This window comes from Streptococcus sp. HF-2466, from assembly GCF_015594645.1.
In the GTDB taxonomy this organism is placed as follows: Bacteria; Bacillota; Bacilli; order Lactobacillales; family Streptococcaceae; genus Streptococcus; species Streptococcus anginosus.
Genome location: NZ_JADNQU010000002.1, coordinates 1 through 18,704, shown reverse-complemented (window position 1 = coordinate 18,704; position 18,704 = coordinate 1). Strand labels below are relative to the sequence as shown.

The window sequence follows — 18,704 nt, the reverse complement described above, 5'->3', positions numbered from 1 at the left end:
TATTGTTTAAATGGCTAGTTTTGTCCGTTTACAATCTGTCAAAAATATGAAAGATTTTGATTTTTTTAGCTCAAACTATTGCATTTTTCATGAAAACGTTTTATACTTAAGTAGTCTTAAATTTTTCTTAAACTTAAGTCAAACATTTTATAAGGAGGAAAGACAATAATGAGTATCGGAATCATTATTGCAAGCCATGGTGAATTTGCTGCTGGTATTCATCAATCAGGTTCTATGATTTTTGGTGAGCAAGAAAAAGTTCAAGTTGTAACTTTTATGCCAAATGAAGGTCCTGATGATTTGTATGCTAAGTTCAATGACGCTGTGGCTGCTTTTGACGCGAACGATGAAGTTCTAGTTTTGGCTGACCTTTGGAGTGGCTCTCCATTTAACCAAGCTAGCCGTGTAATGGGTGAAAATCCTGACCGTAAGTTCGCGATCATTACAGGTTTGAATCTGCCAATGTTGATTCAAGCTTATACAGAACGAATGATGGATGCCAATGCTGGCGTTGACGCTGTTGCCGCAAACATCATCAAAGAAGCCAAGGACGGAGTGAAAGCTCTTCCTGAAGAACTAAATCCTGTAGCTGAGGTAGCAAGTGCACCGGCTGCACCAACTGCTCAAGCTGCTATTCCAGAAGGAACCGTTATCGGCGATGGCAAGTTGAAAATCAATCTTGCTCGTATCGATACACGTCTTCTTCACGGTCAAGTTGCAACTGCTTGGACACCAGATTCTAAAGCAGACCGTATCATCGTTGCTTCTGACTCCGTATCAGCTGATAAACTTCGTAAAGAGTTGATCAAACAAGCTGCTCCTGGTAATGTCAAAGCAAATGTTGTCCCAATTGACAAATTGATTGCGGTAGCAAAAGACCCTCGTTTTGGTAACACACATGCACTGATTCTTTTTGAAACTCCTCAAGATGCACTCCGTGCTGTTGAAGGCGGTGTTGATATCAAAACACTTAATGTTGGCTCAATGGCTCACTCAACTGGTAAAACAATGGTCAATAACGTTTTGTCAATGGACAAAGATGATGTTGCAACCTTTGAAAAATTGCGTGACCTCGGAGTGGAATTTGACGTACGTAAAGTGCCAAATGACTCCAAAAAAGATTTGTTTGACTTAATTAAAAAAGCCAACGTTCAATAATGGAAAGGATTTAGAATATGTCAATTATTTCTATGATTTTAGTGGTCTTCGTTGCCTTTCTTGCTGGACTCGAAGGAATCTTGGACCAATTTCAATTCCACCAACCACTTGTTGCTTGTACCTTGATTGGTCTTGTAACAGGACACTTGGAAGCAGGTGTAATGCTTGGTGGTTCACTACAAATGATCGCTCTTGGTTGGGCAAATATTGGTGCTGCTGTTGCGCCTGATGCTGCTCTTGCCTCTGTTGCTGCCGCTATCATTATGGTACAAGGTGGAGACTTTACAAACAAAGGTGTTGCTGTCGCAACTGCTGTTGCTATCCCACTTGCTGTTGCTGGTCTTTTCCTTACAATGATCGTACGTACTATCTCAGTTGCCCTTGTTCACGGTGCTGATGCTGCCGCTAAAAAAGGTGACATCGCAGGCGTAGAACGCGCTCACTTGTTTGCTCTTGTCCTTCAAGGTTTGCGTATCGCTCTTCCTGCTGCACTTCTACTTGCTATTCCAGCTGAAGCTGTACAAAACTTACTCGCAATGATGCCTGCATGGTTGTCAGATGGTATGGCTATCGGTGGTGGTATGGTCGTTGCCGTTGGTTACGCTATGGTTATCAACATGATGGCAACTCGCGAAGTATGGCCATTCTTTGCTATCGGTTTTGCACTTGCAGCTGTTAGTCAATTAACCCTTATCGCTCTTGGTACAATCGGTGTTGCAATTGCTCTTATCTATCTGAACCTTTCTAAAAAAGGTGGGAATGGTAGTGGCGGAGGTTCTGCTACATCAAGCGACCCAATTGGTGATATTTTAGAAGACTACTAAGAAAGGAGCTACTAATATCATGACAGAAAAAATTCAATTATCAAAATCAGATCGTCAAAAAATTTGGTGGCGTTCAACTTTCTTGCAAGGTTCTTGGAACTATGAACGGATGCAAAACTTAGGTTGGGCTTATGCATTAATTCCAGCTATCAAAAAACTTTATACTAAAAAAGAAGACCAAGCTGCTGCTCTTGAACGTCACTTGGAATTCTTCAACACTCACCCATACGTAGCTGCTCCTATCATTGGTGTGACACTTGCTTTGGAAGAAGAAAAAGCAAACGGTGTTGAAATTGATGACGCTGCTATTCAAGGGGTTAAAATCGGTATGATGGGACCTCTTGCTGGTATCGGTGACCCAGTCTTCTGGTTTACCGTTCGTCCTATCCTTGGTGCTCTTGGTGCTTCTCTTGCCTCAACAGGAAACATCATGGGTCCAATCCTCTTCTTCGTTCTTTGGAATCTTATCCGTATGGCCTTCTTGTGGTACACTCAAGAACTTGGTTACAAAGCTGGTTCTGAAATTACTAAAGACATGTCAGGTGGCATCCTTCAAGACATCACTAAAGGAGCTTCAATCCTTGGTATGTTTATCCTTGCTGTACTCGTTGAACGCTGGGTAAACGTAAGCTTTGCTCTTCAACTTCCTTCAACAAAACTATCTGAAGGTGCTTATATCAACTTCCCTAAGGGAGCTGTAACTGGTTCTCAACTGCAAAAAATCTTAGGTGATGTTGCAAATGGACTTAGCTTAACTCCTGAAAAAGCAAACACACTTCAAGGACAATTGAATTCATTGATTCCTGGTTTGATGGGACTTCTCCTTACTTTCCTTTGTATGTGGTTGCTTAAGAAGAAAGTTTCACCAATCACTATCATCATCGGACTCTTCATCGTTGGTATCATTGCCAAAGTTATTGGTTTGATGTAAACATGGAAAAAGAAGGTTTCGGCCTTCTTTTTTATTGACAATAAATGTGCTATAATAGAAAAGATAATAGATAAACGAGGATTGAACATGGCACAGTCACAAAATACAAAAATTGATTTTCAGACAACAGGAATTTCTTATCTGGGAATTGGAGGGAAAGTTGGTAAATTCTTAGTGGGAGATAAAGCGCTCGAGTTTTATGCCGATGCCAATGTCGAAGACTACATTCAAATTCCTTGGGATACTATTCATCAAATCGGTGCCAATGTGTCTGGCAAACGAATTAGTCGTCATTTTGAAGTCTTTACCAATAAAGGAAAATTCCTTTTCGCTTCAAAAGATGCTGGAACTATTTTGAAACACGCTCGAAATCATATCGGCAATGAAAAGGTCGTTAAATTACCGACACTGATTCAAACAATTGGTCAATTTTTTAAAAATCTATTTGCAAAAAAATAAGAATTCTTGTATAATCATAGGAAACGGATAAGTAAATCTAGTATCTCTTTCAGAAAGTCTGCGGCAGCTGTGAGCAGATAGGGAGCTAGCTTGAAATTCTACCGTGATACTAATTTCATAAACAATCAAGTGCACTTATGTGAAGTTGGATGGAACCGTGGCTCTGCCACTCCAACACTTTCCATAAGTGTATTTTTATTTAAGGAGGTTCTGATGTTAGATATTAAACGCATTCGCACAGATTTTGATATCATCGCAAAAAAACTAGCTACTCGTGGCGTTGACGCTGCAACACTTGATAAAATGAAAGAGTTTGATAGCAAACGCCGTGAACTCTTGGTCAAGGTTGAAAATTTAAAAGCAGAGCGTAACACGGTTTCAGCAGAAATTGCCCAAGCGAAACGTAATAAAGACAATGCTGATGATAAAATTGCTGCCATGCAAAAATTATCTGCTGAAATTAAAGCATTAGACGCAGAGTTAGCAGAAATTGACGCTACATTAACCGAGTTTACAACGACTTTGCCAAATATTCCTCACGATAGTGTGCCGGTAGGTGCTGACGAAGACGATAATGTAGAAGTTCGCCGTTGGGGGACGCCACGTGTGTTTGACTTTGATGTAAAAGCTCACTGGGATCTTGGTGAAAATCTTGATATTCTCGACTGGGAACGCGGAGCAAAAGTAACCGGTGCTCGCTTCCTCTTTTACAAAGGATTAGGAGCTCGTCTAGAACGCGCTATTTATAATTTCATGTTAGACGAGCATCAAAGAGAGGGCTACACAGAAGTCATCCCTCCTTACATGGTTAATCACGATTCTATGTTTGGGACTGGTCAATATCCAAAATTCAAAGAAGATACGTTTGAATTGAGCGATACAAATTACGTTCTCATTCCAACTGCTGAAGTTCCTTTGACAAACTACTACCGAGGGGAAATTTTAGACGGAAAAGACTTGCCAATCTACTTCACAGCCATGAGTCCGTCTTTTCGTTCTGAAGCTGGTTCTGCCGGTCGTGACACCCGTGGTTTGATTCGTTTGCATCAATTCCACAAAGTAGAAATGGTCAAATTTGCCAAGCCAGAGCATTCTTATGAAGAATTAGAAAAAATGACCGCTAATGCGGAAAATATCCTGCAAAAGTTGAATCTTCCTTACCGTGTCGTTGCACTTTCTACAGGGGATATGGGCTTCTCTGCAGCGAAGACCTACGACTTGGAAGTCTGGATTCCAGCACAGAATACCTACCGTGAAATTTCTAGCTGTTCCAATACCGAAGATTTCCAAGCTCGTCGTGCCCAAATCCGTTACCGTGACGAAGCAGATGGCAAGGTCAAACTCCTACACACGTTGAATGGATCCGGTCTTGCAGTTGGTCGTACCGTTGCAGCTATTCTTGAAAATTATCAAAATGAAGACGGCTCTGTCACTATTCCAGAAATTCTTCGTCCATACATGGGCGGTGTGAAAGTGATTGCTCCAAAATAACATAAAAACTCTGAGATTTTCAAATCATCTCAGAGTTTTCTTATCTCTTCATTTGATTGTTTCGCTTTTTAATCATTGCACTTCGAACCACACTTATCACAGTTGGGAGTAAGGTGACAATGACAATTCCCAAAATAATAGCTGAAAAATGAGTTTTCACAAAGGGAATATTCCCAAAAAGATATCCTGCCCCTGTCGCAATCAAAGACCAAGACAAAGCAGCGATAAAAGCTCGTTTCAGAAAAGAATGAACAGGGAATTGACTAATGCCTGCTACAAAAGGCACAAAGGTACGAATAATGGGAATATAGCGTCCTAAAATAATAGAAGTAGAGCCATGTTTTTCAAAATACACTTCTGCTTCTTTGATATTTTCTTCTTTTATCAATTTACTGAAAAATTTATAATGTACAAAACGATAACCCAAGGTTCTGCCAATGAAGAAATTACAGGTATCACCGACAAAAGCTCCCACAAAAAATAGAAGCATAAAAAGTAGAACATTAAAATGCATTGCTGGATTAGCTGATAGAGCGCCTGCAGCAAAAAGTAAGCTGTCTCCCGGCAAGAATGGAAATACTACCGCAGCTGTCTCAATAAAAATCACCAAAAACAAAATCAAATACGTCCAGCCACCTACAGCATGAGCAATATTATAAATGTGTGCATCAATATGCAAGATAAAATCAATAATAAACATCTCTTCTCCTTTTGTCCATTCTCTATTATAGCAGAAAATATTACAGAAAAGCGGATTTTAAAAATAAAAAAACAGAAGTGAACGGTACAAGCTAATCCACTTCTGATTTTTATTAGTATTTTCGAAATCGTTGGTAACGTGCTTCTAAAAGTTGTTCAAGTGGTAGTTGAGACAAATTTGCTAATTCAGCGACTATTTCTTGTTTCACAGCATACAATAAATCTTGATTGCTGAGTCCTGCTTCTGGAATCACCTTGTCCACTACTCCCATATCAAGAAGCTCATGAGAAGTGATTTTCATGAGTTCTGCAGCTTCCATAGCACGACTGCCGTCTTTCCACAAGATAGAAGCAAAACCTTCGGGACTAAGCACCGCGTAAATTGAATTTTCTAGCATCCAGACCTTGTCTGCAACAGCTAAAGCTAGTGCTCCTCCAGAGCCACCCTCACCGATAATAATAGCAATAATCGGCACCTTTAAATCACTCATTTCGAGCAAATTACGCGCAATAGCTTCTCCTTGACCGCGCTCTTCAGCACCGACTCCTGGATAAGCACCGGCTGTGTTGATAAACGTAACGACAGGACGACCAAATTTCTCTGCCTGCTTCATCAAGCGAAGTGCCTTTCGATAACCTTCTGGATGAGGTTGCCCAAAATTCCGTTGCAAATTATCCTGTAGATTGCGTCCTTTTTGAATCCCAACAACGGTGATGGGCTGACCATCTAAAGTTCCGATTCCACCGATAACCGCTCCGTCATCTCGAAAAGAACGATCGCCATGTAATTCAATAAAATTCTCGCAAATTCCTTGTGCAAAATCCAAAGCTGTCAACCGCGCCTGATCTCGTGCTTCTTTAATAATTCGAGTAATATTCGTCATTGTTTACCTCCATGGAAAGCCAAGAGCATTGCAATGGTGGAGCGCAATTCCAAGCGCTTGACAATGGCATCAACAAAACCATGCTCAAGCAAAAATTCCGCCTTTTGAAAGTCATCTGGCAATTTTTCACGAACAGTTGTTTCAATTACTCGGCGGCCTGCAAAACCAACGAGCGCTTGTGTCTCAGCCAAAATGATGTCTCCTTCCATGGCAAAAGAAGCCGTCACCCCACCCGTGGTCGGATCTGTCAAAATCGTCAAATAAAACAAGCCAGCATTAGAATGGCGTTTCACCGCTGCGGATACTTTAGCCATTTGCATCAAACTCATAATTCCTTCTTGCATGCGAGCGCCACCAGAAGCTGTAAACAAAGTGACTGGCAACTGATGTTCTGTAGCATATTCAAAAAGACGAGTAATTTTTTCTCCAACGACTGTTCCCATAGAAGCCATGATAAAGTTGGAATCCATGATCCCCAGTGCAGTTTTTTGACCACCGATTGTCGCAATTCCTGTTAGTACCGCTTCATCCAAACCTGTTTTTTCACGGACAGTTCTTAATTTTTCACGATATTTAGGAAACTTCAAGGGGTCTGATGTTTCAATTCCTGTAAATAATTCCTCAAAACTATTGGCATCTACCGTTAAATTGAGGCGTTCAAAAGCTGAAATACGAAATGTATAGCCACATTGCGGGCAAATCCGCTCACTTCCCAAATCTTTTTGGTAAATGATATGCTTACATCCTGGACATTTTGAAAACAGTTCATCCGGAAACTCTGGTTTCACTTGAGGTTTCTCACGACTGGAACGGTTTGGATTGATCCGAATATACTTATCCTTTTTGGAAAACAAAGCCATGACTTATATCCTTTACTCCTCTACTTCTTCTTTTGATAAGCTGGTAAAAATTTCTCCATAAGAAAAGCTGTATCATAATCGCCAGCAATGACATGTGGATCTGAAATCAAATCTAACTGAAAACCGCTATTTGTCACAATGCCGTCGATTTCTAATTCATAGAGCGCACGCTGCATTTTCATAAGTGCATCAAAACGATTTTCACCATGAACAATAATCTTGGCAATCATGCTGTCATAATACGGCGGAATCGTGTAGCCAGGATAAACTGCAGAATCCACACGCAACCCCACTCCACCACTCGGTAGATAGAGGTTGGAAATCTTTCCCGGACTTGGTGTAAAGTTAAATGCAGGATTTTCCGCATTGATTCGACACTCAATCGCATGACCTGTTATATGAATATCTTCTTGGTTAAAAGGCAGCTCTTGCCCCGCAGCAATATTGATTTGCTCCTTGACAATGTCCACCCCCGTTACAAATTCCGTTATCGGATGCTCCACTTGGACACGAGTATTCATTTCCATGAAATAAAATTCTCTTTTGCCTTCATCAAATAAGAATTCAATCGTTCCAGCGTTTTCATATCCGACAGATTTGGCAGCTCGTACAGCAGCTTCCCCAATTTTACGACGAAGGGTCTTGCCAATCGCAACCGACGGACTTTCTTCCAACACTTTTTGATTATTTCTTTGAAGTGAACAATCGCGCTCGCCTAAGTGGACAACATGACCATGTTGGTCAGCCAAAATTTGGACTTCAATATGCCGAGCTGGATAAATAACCCGCTCCATATACATGGCGCCATTTCCGAAAGCCGCTTTGGCTTCTCTGGAAGCCGATTCAAAGGCGGCCACTAAATCTTCCACCTTTTCGACTTTCCGAATGCCTTTGCCACCACCGCCAGCGGAAGCTTTTAGCATGACTGGATAGCCGATTTTTTCTGCAACCGCAAGTGCTTCGTCTGACGTATGAACTTCGCCATCAGAACCTGGGATTACAGGCACATTAGCCTTAATCATCTGAGCACGCGCATTGATTTTATCACCCATTAAATCCATTACCGCTCCCGAAGGACCGATAAATTTAATACCAACTTCCTCGCACATCGTCGCAAACTTAGAATTCTCACTCAAAAAACCAAAGCCTGGATGAATTGCCTCTGCTCCAGTCAAAACTGCGGCAGAAAGAACCGCATTCATATTGAGGTAGGATTCTGTCGACTTTGCTGGACCTATACAAACCGCTTCATCTGCCAGTAAAGTATGGAGAGCTTCTTTGTCAGCAGTAGAATAGACTGCGACTGTCGCAATCCCTAACTCTCTAGCTGCACGAATAATTCTGACCGCAATTTCCCCACGGTTGGCAATTAAAATCTTACGAAACATGGTGAAATCTCCTTTTTTATTGTCCGAGGGCAAAAGTTAAAGTACCACTCGCTGCCAACTTCCCGTCAACTTCTGCTTTCGCTTCCACAACCGCAATGGTGCCACGACGCTTCACAAACTTCGCTGTCATGATGAGCTGATCACCAGGAACAACTTGTTTTTTAAATTTCACCTTGTCCATTCCGGCATAAAAGACCAATTTCCCCTTATTTTCCTCCTTGGACAATTCCAAAACACCGGCTGTTTGAGCTAAAGCCTCCATAATGAGAACTCCTGGCATGACAGGATATTCAGGAAAATGACCGTTAAAGAAAGGCTCATTGATTGTAACATTTTTAAGCGCTACAATCTCATCTTCTTTCACTTCCAGCACACGGTCAACCAATAGCATAGGATAACGATGTGGAAGAGCTTCTTTTATCGCATTGATATCAATCATTTAATCCGCACCAAACCTTTCCCAAATTCGACCATTTCTTCGTTTTGGACAAGGATTTCTGTCACAATACCGTCTTTAGGTGATGGTACTTCGTTCATTACTTTCATAGCCTCAATAATCATCAAGGTTTGCCCTTTCTTCACTTGGTCGCCAACGGAAACAAAAGAAGGTTTATCAGGACCTGAAGCAAGATAAGCAACTCCAACCAATGGACTTTCTACTACATCGCCTTCAGCTATAGGTATTTCTGGACTAATGGTTTCCTCCACAATTGGAGGAACAGTTGGCTGGGTAACTTCGACTTGTGAAACAAGATTGGTGTTCACTGTTGAATCCTCTGTAGAAGGAACAATTGATTCAACTGTTCTTTCATTTTTACTGAACGTTAATTCATCACTTTGATTTTTATAAGAAAATTCACGCAGACTTGATTGGTCAAATTGAGCCATCAAATCTTTGATTTCATTGATATTCATTTAAGCCTCCCAGCGCTTGAATGCAAGTACAGCATTGTGCCCACCAAAGCCAAAGGTATTTGAAATCGCATACGGAATATCATGTTCTTGCCCTTGACCATAGATGACATTCGCCTCGATATCATCTGAAAGTTCTTGCGTTCCTGCAGTCATCGGTACAAAGTTATGACGCATTGCCTCAATCGTTGCAATAGCTTCTACTGCACCAGCTGCACCAAGAAGGTGACCTGTGAAAGATTTCGTAGAAGAAACTGGTACTTCTTTTCCAAGAACACTAACAATCGCTTGACTTTCACCTTTTTCATTGGCTTGTGTAGAAGTTCCATGAGCATTCACATAGGCAATATCTGAAGGTTGTAATCCTGCTTCTTCAATGGCTAGTTTCATAGCTTTAGCAGCCCCTGTACCAGCTGGTGATGGTGTTGTCATGTGATAAGCGTCACAAGTATTTCCATACCCCACAATTTCTGCTAAAATCGTTGCCCCACGTTTTTCAGCATGTTCTAGGCTTTCAATTACCAAAACACCTGCACCTTCTCCCATTACAAATCCATTTCGATCTTTATCAAATGGAATAGATGAACGTTTTGGATCTTCATTTGTAGACAGAGCTGTAAGAGCTGCAAAACCGCCGATGCCAATTTCGTTGATAGAGCATTCAGAACCACCTGCTAAAATAACATCTTGAAAACCAAATTTGATTTCACGGAATGCCTCTCCAATAGCATCATTAGAAGACGCACAAGCAGTTGTAATAGATTTACACACCCCATTAGCTCCCACACGAATAGCGATATTTCCAGCTCCCATATTTGAAAGTGCTTTAGGAATGAAGAGCGGTTGGATACGATTGGCTCCTCTTTCATGCATTCGGATAATTTGATCTTGCAATTCTTTTAAGCCACCAATCCCACTAGATACAATGACACCAAATCGATCATGGTCAACTGTCTCGGTATCTAGATGAGCATTTTCTAACGCTTCTAAAGCTGCATGAATGGCATAAATAGAATACATATCCATACGATTTTTGTCTTTTTTAACAAAATGTTTTTCTAGCGGGAAATCTTTAATTTCTGCTGCATTATGTACACCAATCACACTAGGATCAAAATTCGTAATTGGACCAATACCAATCTTCCCTTCTTTTAGACTATCCCAAAACTCTTCGGGTGTGTTTCCAATAGGTGAAGTTACTCCATATCCTGTTACAACAACTCGATTTAGTTTCATTTCAAACTCCTTTATTAAGAAAATATATCACATGCTTAAAACTCGTAAGTTTTAGTCATCTTCTACCTCATGGTTAACCCGCCATCAATGGCAATGACTTGCCCAGTTAAATACTCTTGACGAGCTAGAAAGGCTGCCACTTCTGCCACTTCGCTGGTATTCCCAAAGCGTTTCATTGGAATTTGTGCTAACGTAGCTTCTTTCACTTTATCAGACAAAACATCGGTCATATCTGACTCAATCATACCTGGCGCAATAGCATTCACTCGTACATTGCGAGCTGCTACTTCACGCGCTACAGACTTAGTAAATCCAATCAGTCCAGCCTTAGAAGCCGCATAGTTTGCTTGACCGACATTGCCAATCAAACCAACCACACTTGATACATTGATAACAGCACCTTGACGAGCTTTCGACATTGGCTTCAAAACCGCTTGAGTCATATTAAAAGCACCAACAAGATTCACTTTCAAGACCTGTTCAAAATCTTCCTCTGTCAATTTTAGCATGAGTTTATCTTTTGTAATCCCTGCATTATTGACTAGAATATCCACGCTTCCAAGTTTTTCGATAGCTTCTTCTACCATCCGCTTAGCATCCGTGCTATCTGATACATCACCAGAGATAGAAGCCACTTGTACACCATAATCTGAAAATTCAGAGACGAGCACCTCATCAATCTCACGGCGACCGTTTAAAACAATGTTGGAACCTAGACTTGCAAACTTATGTGCCATTGCAAGACCAATTCCACGTGTTGAACCAGTTATAAAAACATTTTTACCTTTCAGTTCCATACCTATTCCTTATTTTCTAGAAGAGTAGATAAACTTCTAACATCTTCAACGTGAGCAACCTTTGCTGATTTATCAATTTTTTTAACAAAACCAGAAAGAACCTTACCTGGACCAATTTCAATAAAATTAGTTACACCAGCTTTTTGCATCGTTGCAATACTATCATAAAAACGAACTGGTTCCATAACTTGACGAGTTAAGAGTTCCTTAATTTGTCCTTGTTCCATGACAGTTGCTTTGGTATTGCCTACCAAAGGAAGTTTGAAATCAGCAAATTCAACTGTTTCTAAAACTTTTGCCAATTTATCACTTGCAGGTTTTAGCAAAGCTGTATGAAATGGACCAGAGACATTCAAAGGGATGAGACGCTTAACACCAGCTTCTTTTAACAATTCTACTGCTTTGTCAACCGCTTCAACTTCACCACCAATAACAATCTGACTAGGCGTATTGTAATTTGCTGGTGATACAATTCCCAGCTGACAAGCTGCTTGACAAGCTGCTTCAATAGTTGCCACATCTGCGTTTAGTACCGCAACCATTTTACCAGAGCCAGCAGGAGCTGCTTCTTCCATAAAAGCACCACGTTTCGCAACCAAAGAAACCGCTGTTTTAAAATCCAAAGCACCTGCTGCTACCATGGCAGAGTATTCCCCAAGAGAAAGGCCTGCTACCATATCAGCTTGCATTCCTTTTTCTTGCAATAATCGGTAAATAGCAACCGAAGTGGTTAAAATTGCTGGCTGAGTATGGCGTGTCTGGTTGAGCTTTTCTTCCTCATTATCTATCAGATATCGTAGATCATAGCCCAATACTTGACTTGCTTCATCATAGGTTGCCCTCACTACATCAAACTGATCGTAAAGGTCACGAGCCATTCCCAGATACTGAGCACCCTGACCTGCAAATAGAAAGGCTGTTTTAGTCATTTCTAGTTACTCCTGCCCAACGGCTAGCTTCTTTTTGGATTACCTCTGCTGCACCGTAGTAAATATCTTTTAAAATTTCTTCAACTGTTTCTTCCTTGCTGACAAGCCCCGCAATTTGTCCTGACATGACAGAGCCATGTTCAACATCACCGCGAACAACTGCATTTGCCAGAGCACCCGCTCCTAAACTCTCAAAAACAGTTAAATCAGGATTTTCTTGCTTAAAAGCATCCTTTTCTGCTTGATCAAATTCTCTAGTTAGTTTATTTTTCAAAGCTCGTACTGCATGACCAAAATGTTGAGCAGAAATGGTTGTATCAATATCCCGAGCTTTCAAAATCATATTTTTATAATTTTGGTGCGCATTTGACTCTTTTGCAACGACGAAACGTGTTCCCACTTGAACAGCCTCTGCACCAAGCATAAAGCCTGCAGCTGCACCGCGACCATCGGCAATCCCTCCTGCTGCAATTACAGGAATATCAACTGCTTCAACTACCTGACGAACCAAAGTCATGGTGGTTAATTTTCCAATATGCCCACCTGCTTCCATTCCTTCAGCAATGACTGCATCTGCACCAATTTTTTCCATTCGCTTAGCCAATGCTACACTTGGAACTACTGGAATGACTGTAATACCTGCGTCGTGGAAACGAGTCATATATTTACTTGGATTTCCTGCACCAGTTGTCACAACCTTGACACCTTCTTCAATCACTAAGTCAACAATATCTTCCACAAACGGTGACAACAGCATGATATTCACGCCAAAAGGTTTGTCTGTCAATGACTTAATTTTATCAATATTAGCTTTGACAACTTCTTTCGGTGCATTACCACCACCGATAATGCCAAGACCTCCCGCTTTAGAAACTGCACCAGCCAAGTCACCATCAGCAACCCAGGCCATCCCACCCTGGAAAATAGGATATTTAATATTTAACAATTCTGTAACACGTGTTTGCATAATACCTTCCTTTATATTGCTTAAGTAATGGCTCAATCCTTTCAGTTCAAGCACTTGTATACTTTGAAAATCAAACTATTACCTAAACAAGAGGGAGTGAAACATGCCATCCAACTATAGATTTTATTGTTCCACCCCAGCAAAATCAACTGTCTCTTGCTCTTTTCTCAAAAGAAAATCGGTTATACAGTCAACTTTACTGCCTACCTCAATACCTTTTTCAAAAGAGGGCGAGAATCTTATCTCAGCCCCGTTTCATCTTTTTATTTTGTTTTTTCTTCAACGTAGGCAACTAAGTCACCAACTGTGTTCAATCCTTCTTCGGTTTCGATTTGAATATCGAATGCATCTTCAATTTCTGAGATAACTTGGAACAAATCCAATGAATCTGCGTCAAGATCATCAAAAGTTGACTCAAGAGTAACTTCTGAAGGTTCTTTACCAAGTTCTTCCACAATAATTTCTTGTACTTTTTCAAATACTGCCATGATAGACTCCTTTAAAAATAAATATTTATATTCATGTGTTTACCACATAATAACTAAATTGTAACAATAAGTGTGCCCCATGTCAAACCTCCACCGAATCCTGACAACAAAACTGTTTGACTGCCATCAAGGTGAATGAGTCCTTTTTCAACACACTCAGATAAAAGAATTGGAATGCTCGCTGCACTCGTATTCCCATATTCCATCATATTTGCAGGAAGTTTTTCCCTTGCTACACCAATCTTTTTCGCCATTTTATCTAAAATACGAATATTGGCTTGATGTAATAATAAATAGTCAATATCCTCTACTTGAATATCACTGGATTCAATTGTATTTTTTATAGATTTTGCCACATCTCGAATAGCAAAATCAAAAATTTTACGACCATCCATCGTCAAATATGGTGCCGCTTCTTCCTTTTCAGAATAAGGTGAAGATAAACCAAACTTACCACAAGTCAAGCTTTCCCCACGCGAACCGTCTGTATATTGACTTTCAGCTAAAAAATGCTGCCGCTCTGAGCTCTCTAGCAAAACACCACCAGCACCATCACCGAAAAGAACTGCAGTTGAACGATCAGACCAATCAAGAACTTTTGATAAGGTTTCACTTCCTATAACAAAACCCTTTTGGTAACGACCTGAAGAAATTAACTTTTCAGCTGTTGACAGAGCGAAGATAAAACCACTACAAGCCGCTGTTAAGTCAAATGCAAAGGCATGCCTTGCACCAATATTTGCTTGAACTCGTGCAGCTGTTGAAGGCATCATGGAGTCTGGGGTAATAGTTGCCACAATGATAAAGTCTAGCTCATCTGCATTGATGTTTGCCTTTTTCAACAATTGTTCTGCCACCTTGGTAGCCAAAACACTCGTTGATTCTATTTGTGATAAATGACGACGCTCTATTCCTGTTCGACTTGAAATCCATTCATCGCTCGTATTCATTATTTTTGCCAAATCATCATTTGTAACCACCTGACTTGGAGCATAATGAGCGACTTGACTAATTTTAGCATAGTTCATTATTTCAAATCCTCTAGAAAATGATACAGATTAGTTAACCCTTTCCCCATGACCTTCATCTCTTCAGCACCCATTCCTTCAATGATTCTTTCAACCATTCTCTTGTGAAATCTTCTGTGCAAGCGATAAATCAGGCGACCATTTTTTGTCAAATTCAGATGAACGACACGACGATCAACTTCTGAACGTGTCCGTTCAATATAGCCTTTTCTTTCAAGGTTATTTAAACTAGTTGTTACGGTTCCTAATGTCACCATCAATTCCTTTGCTACGCTACTAGGAGTCGCATTGGGATTTTTTCCAACAACATCAATCGTGTGCATTTCTTTGATAGAGATATCTTTGAAGCGACTGCCTCTCAAACTAGATTCTTCAATAACCAATACATTATTGAAAATAGATGTTAAATAATCATTGACCAATTGGTAATCCAAAAATCTATCCTCCTCTAACAAAAAACTTTCAACATCAAAACATTTGACTAGAAAAGTATATCAAATATCAAATTAAATTGCAACTACTTTTTTACTTCCCAGAAAATTTTGGTCGACGCTTCTCAGCATAAGCTCGCACCCCTTCTTTGAAATCTTCTGTGAAAGCCAATGTCTTCTGCAACTGTAGTTCGAGTTTTGCATACTCATCCCAACCAGTAAACAAACTCTTCCATACCAATTCTTTAATAGCACGATAAGAATTAAGTGAATGACGTTTCAACTTCTTAATCACTTGATTCGTTGTAGTTTCTAACTTTTCAACTTCACAAACTTTATACAAAAGACCATAATTTAAAGCTTTTTCTGCGTTTAACGGTTCACCTGTCATTGCTAATTGAGTTGCTCTCGTCACACCAATCGCTCTAGCAAGTAAATACAGACCACCCGCATCAGGAGCAAGACCTACCCCCACAAAAGCTTGAATAAAACGAGAACGATCCGTTGCAATACAGAAATCCGCGGCGACTACCATATTAGCTGCTGCACCAGCGACTGGCCCATCTACACTCATAACGACCGGCTTAGATAATTGTTTCATTGAGTAAGAAATTTCATTGACCAATTCAGCAATTTTGACCAAAGACTGAATATCATCTGCCTCCACCGCTCGTTGCATTTCTGCCAAATCACCGCCAACAGAAAATACTTTCCCATTTGCATTGATGAGCAAAATTTGGATTTCTTCATCTTCAGAAGCCATTTTTATCGCTCTTAAAATTTCTTCACACATGGGAACATTAAACCCATTGGAAACCTCTGGGCGATTCAAAGTCAATGTTGCAACACCGTCATTAACGTTATATAAAATATTTTCAAATTGCATTTAATTGCCTCCGACAATTATTTTCTTTGTCAATTAAATTATTTGAATATCAAATAATATGGTTACATTCTAACATAAAATATTTGCTTTAGCAAGTAAGCACAAGTAAATTTGAAAAGATTTCAGAATTTTGCTATAATTTAAACAATCAGCCTATAGGAGAATTTATGAAAGTTGTTAAATTTGGAGGAAGTTCACTTGCCTCTGCTGGTCAATTAGAAAAAGTATTACAGATTATAAAAGCTGATCCTGAACGTCGATTCGTGATTGTCTCTGCGCCTGGGAAGAGAAGCACTCAGGATACAAAGGTAACAGATGCCCTCATTAAATATTATAGAGACTATGTTGCTGGTAATGACGTAACAAAGCACCAACAATGGATTATTCAGCGTTATCGAGATATGGCGTTAGAACTGCAGCTCAAACCAAATATTCTAGAAAGAATTTCAAAAAGTTTCCAAAAGCTCGCAAGCCTTCCTATCGAAAATAATAAGTTCTTGTACGATACTTTTCTTGCTGCAGGTGAAAATAATAATGCGAAACTTACTGCAGCCTATTTCTCCCAAAATGGGATAAATGCACGTTATGTTCATCCCAGAGAAGCAGGACTTATTGTGTCCAGTGAACCAGGAAATGCGCGACTTCTCCCCTCCAGTTATGATAAAATCGAAGAATTAAATGAAGCTGATGAAGTATTGATTATACCAGGATTCTTTGGAGTAACAAAAAACGACCAGATTTGCACCTTTTCACGTGGTGGGTCTGATATTACTGGCTCTATTATTGCTGCAGGTGTAAAAGCTGATCTTTATGAAAATTTTACAGATGTTGATGGTATTTTTGCAGCACACCCTGGCATTATCCACATGCCACACTCCATTCCAGAATTAACTTATCGCGAAATGCGCGAATTAGCTTATGCAGGTTTTACTGTATTACATGACGAAGCACTCATTCCAGCTTACCGTGGGAAAATTCCACTCGTTATTAAAAATACAAATAACCCTACTCATCCTGGTACAAAAATTGTTTTAAAGCACAACAACAGGGACTTCCCTGTAGTAGGTATTGCTGCAGATGCCCATTTCACCAGTATTAACATGTCTAAATACCTCATGAACCGTGAAATCGGTTTTGGTAGAAAAGTTCTGCAAATATTGGAAGATCTAAATATCCGCTGGGAGCACATGCCTACCGGTATCGATGACTTATCTATTATTCTTCGGGATCGTGAGTTAACCCCCATTAAAGAGGAAGAAATTCTTCGTCAATTAAGACAAAAATTAGAAGTTGACCACGCAGAAATCGAACATGATCTCTCAATCATTATGATTGTCGGTGAAAAAATGAAAAGTCACATCGGTTTGACTGCTACCGCAACTAAAGCATTGTCAGATAATCACATTAATATCCAAATGATTTCCCAAGGATCTAGTGAAGTTTCTATCATGATTGTTATCAATTCCGAACAAGAAAAAGCAGCTATAAAAGCACTGTACAAAGCTTTTTTTGAATAAAAATTGAGAGTCTAGGTAAAAATTCATAAAAATAGTCAAAAAGCTTAAAATCAAGTTAATTAAAAGGTTGATTTTAAGCTTTTTTCGCTATAAGCGATTATTACACTTTGACCATGAATTGAGTTTTTGCTCAGCCACTTGCATTATATTAACCCCAAAATCTTGATGTAGTAGCTGATGATAAAAGCAACAGAATAGGGTAGGTAGGAGTACGAACTAAAAATTTTCAAATTTTGATTGATTGCTATGCGTAATCTCCCCAGAGTGTATTATTTATAGGTGAACTCGTCAGGCATCTCACCTGGAAATCTATTACAAAATATAATCATCCATGAGCAGTCTAAAAACCAAACAATCTTAATTTGATTAAGATAATACAATCCTCTCGATAAATGAAACAGTGTAACTCATTCTCTAAAAATGAAAATTTTAAAAAAATACATTCTCATTGCTTTGAACATAAAAAAAGAGAATGAACTTCGTCCTCTGCTTTTCATCAACCAAGAGCCTGAATTAGTGTTATAAATAATAATTTTAACCCGAGATTCTGCATTCTATTTTAAAAATAGCAAAAAAGAAACCCGATTATATCAGGGTTTCTAATCATGTATCAACTCCGGCAGTAGGACTCGAACCTACGACATCATGATTAACAGTCATGCGCTACTACCAACTGAGCTATGCCGGATAAATGCTAAGCGACTACCATATCTCACAGGGGGCAACCCCCAACTACTTCCGGCGTTCTAGGGCTTAACTTCTGTGTTCGGCATGGGTACAGGTGTATCTCCTAGGCTATCGTCACTTAACTGCTGAGTA

Annotated in this window: 20 protein-coding genes, 1 tRNA gene and 1 rRNA gene; 6 read left to right on the top strand and 16 right to left on the bottom strand. The window is 39.8% G+C overall.

All coding sequences use genetic code 11. From position 1 onward, the window contains the following. Positions 1-168 precede the first annotated feature (168 nt). From IYQ91_RS02770 to serS, 5 genes are all read left to right on the top strand, one after another. A complete protein-coding gene (locus IYQ91_RS02770) occupies positions 169-1,158 on the top strand; it encodes a PTS sugar transporter subunit IIB (protein WP_004344531.1) in 990 nt (329 codons plus the stop codon). A gap of 17 nt (positions 1,159-1,175) precedes the next feature. Continuing rightward, positions 1,176-1,982 carry a PTS mannose/fructose/sorbose transporter subunit IIC gene (locus tag IYQ91_RS02765; RefSeq protein ID WP_106100801.1) on the top strand — a complete coding sequence of 269 codons (807 nt, stop codon included), beginning with the start codon at positions 1,176-1,178 and terminating at the stop codon, positions 1,980-1,982. A gap of 19 nt (positions 1,983-2,001) precedes the next feature. Next, a complete protein-coding gene (locus tag IYQ91_RS02760) occupies positions 2,002-2,913 on the top strand; it encodes a PTS system mannose/fructose/sorbose family transporter subunit IID (RefSeq protein WP_174721240.1) in 912 nt (303 codons plus the stop codon). An 87-nt stretch (positions 2,914-3,000) separates the two neighbouring features. After that, on the top strand, positions 3,001-3,372 hold the full coding sequence (locus IYQ91_RS02755) for a DUF956 family protein (RefSeq protein ID WP_195673011.1): 372 nt from the start codon (positions 3,001-3,003) through the stop codon (positions 3,370-3,372). Positions 3,373-3,585: 213 nt separating this feature from the next. Beyond that, on the top strand, positions 3,586-4,863 hold the full coding sequence (serS, locus tag IYQ91_RS02750) for a serine--tRNA ligase (RefSeq protein WP_195673010.1): 1,278 nt from the start codon (positions 3,586-3,588) through the stop codon (positions 4,861-4,863). Between the two features lie 40 nt (positions 4,864-4,903). On the opposite strand, the gene IYQ91_RS02745 is transcribed toward serS, so the two are convergent. The 14 genes from IYQ91_RS02745 to IYQ91_RS02680 all read right to left on the bottom strand — a co-directional run bounded on the left by IYQ91_RS02745 (position 4,904) and on the right by IYQ91_RS02680 (position 16,368). Continuing rightward, entirely contained in the window at positions 4,904-5,563 is a 660-nt protein-coding gene (locus tag IYQ91_RS02745; RefSeq protein ID WP_126466473.1) for a VTT domain-containing protein, read from the bottom strand. 112 nt (positions 5,564-5,675) lie between these two features. After that, positions 5,676-6,446, bottom strand: a complete 771-nt coding sequence (locus IYQ91_RS02740; RefSeq protein WP_049508699.1) for an acetyl-CoA carboxylase carboxyl transferase subunit alpha — start codon at positions 6,444-6,446, stop codon at positions 5,676-5,678. Next, the gene (accD, locus tag IYQ91_RS02735; protein WP_195673009.1) at positions 6,443-7,306 is read right to left on the bottom strand and encodes an acetyl-CoA carboxylase, carboxyltransferase subunit beta; all 864 of its coding nucleotides are present in this window, start codon (positions 7,304-7,306) and stop codon (positions 6,443-6,445) included. The genes IYQ91_RS02740 and accD overlap by 4 nt, the downstream gene beginning before the upstream one ends. Before the next feature lie 20 nt (positions 7,307-7,326). Next, entirely contained in the window at positions 7,327-8,694 is a 1,368-nt protein-coding gene (gene accC, locus IYQ91_RS02730; protein WP_195673008.1) for an acetyl-CoA carboxylase biotin carboxylase subunit, read from the bottom strand. Positions 8,695-8,710: 16 nt separating this feature from the next. Further along, on the bottom strand, positions 8,711-9,133 hold the full coding sequence (gene fabZ, locus IYQ91_RS02725; RefSeq protein ID WP_003043557.1) for a 3-hydroxyacyl-ACP dehydratase FabZ: 423 nt from the start codon (positions 9,131-9,133) through the stop codon (positions 8,711-8,713). Next, a complete protein-coding gene (locus IYQ91_RS02720) occupies positions 9,130-9,582 on the bottom strand; it encodes an acetyl-CoA carboxylase biotin carboxyl carrier protein (RefSeq protein WP_373110848.1) in 453 nt (150 codons plus the stop codon). The genes fabZ and IYQ91_RS02720 overlap by 4 nt, the downstream gene beginning before the upstream one ends. Before the next feature lie 27 nt (positions 9,583-9,609). Then, positions 9,610-10,842 (bottom strand): beta-ketoacyl-ACP synthase II, encoded by a 1,233-nt coding sequence (gene fabF / locus IYQ91_RS02715; protein WP_003033777.1) that lies wholly within the window; start codon positions 10,840-10,842, stop codon positions 9,610-9,612. A 62-nt stretch (positions 10,843-10,904) separates the two neighbouring features. Continuing rightward, a complete protein-coding gene (gene fabG, locus IYQ91_RS02710) occupies positions 10,905-11,639 on the bottom strand; it encodes a 3-oxoacyl-[acyl-carrier-protein] reductase (RefSeq protein ID WP_003033081.1) in 735 nt (244 codons plus the stop codon). A gap of 2 nt (positions 11,640-11,641) precedes the next feature. After that, positions 11,642-12,568 carry an ACP S-malonyltransferase gene (gene fabD, locus IYQ91_RS02705; RefSeq protein ID WP_195673007.1) on the bottom strand — a complete coding sequence of 309 codons (927 nt, stop codon included), beginning with the start codon at positions 12,566-12,568 and terminating at the stop codon, positions 11,642-11,644. After that, a complete protein-coding gene (gene fabK, locus IYQ91_RS02700) occupies positions 12,561-13,535 on the bottom strand; it encodes an enoyl-[acyl-carrier-protein] reductase FabK (protein WP_049508712.1) in 975 nt (324 codons plus the stop codon). Before fabK ends, fabD begins: the two co-directional genes overlap by 8 nt. Before the next feature lie 263 nt (positions 13,536-13,798). Further along, positions 13,799-14,023, bottom strand: a complete 225-nt coding sequence (locus IYQ91_RS02695) for an acyl carrier protein (protein WP_003026017.1) — start codon at positions 14,021-14,023, stop codon at positions 13,799-13,801. A 53-nt stretch (positions 14,024-14,076) separates the two neighbouring features. Next, on the bottom strand, positions 14,077-15,051 hold the full coding sequence (locus tag IYQ91_RS02690; protein ID WP_195673006.1) for a beta-ketoacyl-ACP synthase III: 975 nt from the start codon (positions 15,049-15,051) through the stop codon (positions 14,077-14,079). Then, positions 15,051-15,485, bottom strand: coding sequence for a MarR family winged helix-turn-helix transcriptional regulator (locus IYQ91_RS02685; protein WP_195673005.1), 435 nt, complete (start codon positions 15,483-15,485; stop codon positions 15,051-15,053). Before IYQ91_RS02685 ends, IYQ91_RS02690 begins: the two co-directional genes overlap by 1 nt. A gap of 91 nt (positions 15,486-15,576) precedes the next feature. After that, a complete protein-coding gene (locus IYQ91_RS02680; protein ID WP_003033087.1) occupies positions 15,577-16,368 on the bottom strand; it encodes an enoyl-CoA hydratase in 792 nt (263 codons plus the stop codon). Positions 16,369-16,535: 167 nt separating this feature from the next. On the opposite strand from IYQ91_RS02680, the gene IYQ91_RS02675 reads away from it, so the two are divergent. Continuing rightward, positions 16,536-17,885: an aspartate kinase gene (locus IYQ91_RS02675; RefSeq protein WP_195673004.1), complete on the top strand. Its 1,350-nt coding sequence runs from the start codon at positions 16,536-16,538 to the stop codon at positions 17,883-17,885. A gap of 614 nt (positions 17,886-18,499) precedes the next feature. On the opposite strand, the gene IYQ91_RS02670 is transcribed toward IYQ91_RS02675, so the two are convergent. Further along, a tRNA-Asn gene (locus IYQ91_RS02670) sits at positions 18,500-18,573 on the bottom strand. A 5-nt stretch (positions 18,574-18,578) separates the two neighbouring features. Then, a 5S ribosomal RNA gene (rrf, locus tag IYQ91_RS02665) occupies positions 18,579-18,694 on the bottom strand. Positions 18,695-18,704: the final 10 nt, after the last annotated feature.